Here is a 2174-nt window from a genome sequence, read left to right as displayed (position 1 = left end):
TGCCCCATGGTATGCAACTGTGGCATCACAGTTACATTAAAGGCTACGGTACAAGATGACTATGCGTCCCATTAGTTAGTTGGCGAGGTAACGGCTCACCAAGACGGCGATGGGTAGGGGCCCTGAGAGGGGAATCCCCCACACTGGTACTGAGACACGGACCAGACTCCTACGGGAGGCAGCAGTGAGGAATATTGGACAATGGGCGAGAGCCTGATCCAGCCATGCCGCGTGCAGGAAGACGGTCCTATGGATTGTAAACTGCTTTTATACGGGAAGAACAAAGGGCACGTGTGCCCCTCTGACGGTACCGTAAGAATAAGGATCGGCTAACTCCGTGCCAGCAGCCGCGGTAATACGGAGGATCCAAGCGTTATCCGGAATCATTGGGTTTAAAGGGTCCGTAGGCGGGCCATTAAGTCAGGGGTGAAAGTCTGCAGCTCAACTGTAGAATTGCCCTTGATACTGGTGGTCTTGAGTTATAGTGAAGTAACTAGAATATGTAGTGTAGCGGTGAAATGCATAGATATTACATAGAATACCGATTGCGAAGGCAGGTTACTAACTATATACTGACGCTGATGGACGAAAGCGTGGGGAGCGAACAGGATTAGATACCCTGGTAGTCCACGCCGTAAACGATGGATACTAGCTGTCCGGATGCAAATCTGGGCGGCCAAGCGAAAGTGATAAGTATCCCACCTGGGGAGTACGTCCGCAAGGATGAAACTCAAAGGAATTGACGGGGGCCCGCACAAGCGGTGGAGCATGTGGTTTAATTCGATGATACGCGAGGAACCTTACCAGGGCTTAAATGTGGTCTGACAGCTTTAGAGATAGAGTTTCCTTCGGGCAGATCACAAGGTGCTGCATGGTTGTCGTCAGCTCGTGCCGTGAGGTGTCAGGTTAAGTCCTATAACGAGCGCAACCCCTGCCGTTAGTTGCCAGCATGTAATGATGGGGACTCTAACGGGACTGCCGGTGCAAACCGCGAGGAAGGTGGGGATGACGTCAAATCATCACGGCCCTTACGTCCTGGGCCACACACGTGCTACAATGGCCGGTACAGAGAGCAGCCACTGGGCAACCAGGAGCGAATCTACAAAACCGGTCACAGTTCGGATCGGGGTCTGCAACTCGACCCCGTGAAGCTGGAATCGCTAGTAATCGGATATCAGCCATGATCCGGTGAATACGTTCCCGGGCCTTGTACACACCGCCCGTCAAGCCATGGAAGCCGGGAGTGCCTGAAGTCCGTCACCGCAAGGAGCGGCCTAGGGCAAGATCGGTAACTAGGGCTAAGTCGTAACAAGGTAGCCGTACCGGAAGGTGCGGCTGGAACACCTCCTTTCTAGAGAATTTGCCGTATGGGCATTTTTCCGAAGGCCCGTTTTTTCGTTTTCTGTCTTTATAAATAACAAAATAAACTATAGTGAGTCTCATAGCTCAGCTGGTTACCCGCCCGCGCCGCAACGGCACGTTCGGACGGGGAGCGCGGCGCTCTTTTAAGGAATTATCGGGGCGGTTGTCCGCAGATGGCTATATGGGGATCTGAACAGTCTCATAGCTCAGCTGGTTAGAGCGCTACACTGATAATGTAGAGGTCGGCAGTTCGAGTCTGCCTGAGACTACAAAGTAGACGAGGTGCGGACGAGAAGTTCATGCCGCTGCAAGCGGTAAGTCTGCCTGAGACTACAGGGCCGAGCGTTAAGAAAAAGTCCGGTGGACTTTTATAGCGATGGAGCCGNAGGAATTATCGGGGCGGTTGTCCGCAGATGGCTAAATGGGGATCTGAACAGTCTCATAGCTCAGCTGGTTAGAGCGCTACACTGATAATGTAGAGGTCGGCAGTTCGAGTCTGCCTGAGACTACAAAGTAGACGAGGTACGGACGAGAAGTTCATGCCGCTGCAAGCGGTAAGTCTGCGCTGGATTACGATTTTGCCTTCGGGCACACGTTCATTGATTGAAAATATTGAATTAGGAAATTCTAGAAGTTGGGAAACCTGCCGACTATTGACTGGCTAGGGCCGGGCTATAGGAAAACGGGGGATTAGCTCAGCTGGCTAGAGCGCCTGCCTTGCACGCAGGAGGTCATCGGTTCGACTCCGATATTCTCCACATTGGCAACACATTGCCGTTATCCTGGCCAAAGGCCGCAAAAGGGACAACGGG

The 2174-nt window shown here is 52.7% G+C and carries 3 tRNA genes and 1 rRNA gene (1 of these 4 running past the window's edge); all 4 read left to right on the top strand.

Annotated features, from left to right (window positions below):
• Window positions 1-1351: ribosomal RNA gene (locus MWU78_RS19625) — 16S ribosomal RNA — on the top strand; it begins 428 nt to the left of the window's first position.
• A 206-nt stretch (window positions 1352-1557) separates the two neighbouring features.
• Window positions 1558-1631, top strand: a tRNA-Ile gene (locus MWU78_RS19620).
• Between the two features lie 166 nt (window positions 1632-1797).
• Window positions 1798-1871 (top strand) — tRNA-Ile (locus MWU78_RS19615).
• Between the two features lie 175 nt (window positions 1872-2046).
• A tRNA-Ala gene (locus MWU78_RS19610) sits at window positions 2047-2120 on the top strand.
• Window positions 2121-2174 lie beyond the last annotated feature (54 nt).

The sequence above is a fragment of the Arenibacter sp. F26102 genome (assembly GCF_023015865.1).
GTDB lineage: Bacteria > Bacteroidota > Bacteroidia > Flavobacteriales > Flavobacteriaceae > Arenibacter.
Note: the sequence above shows the minus strand (reverse complement) of the source record. Positions and strands in the feature narration are given on the sequence as shown.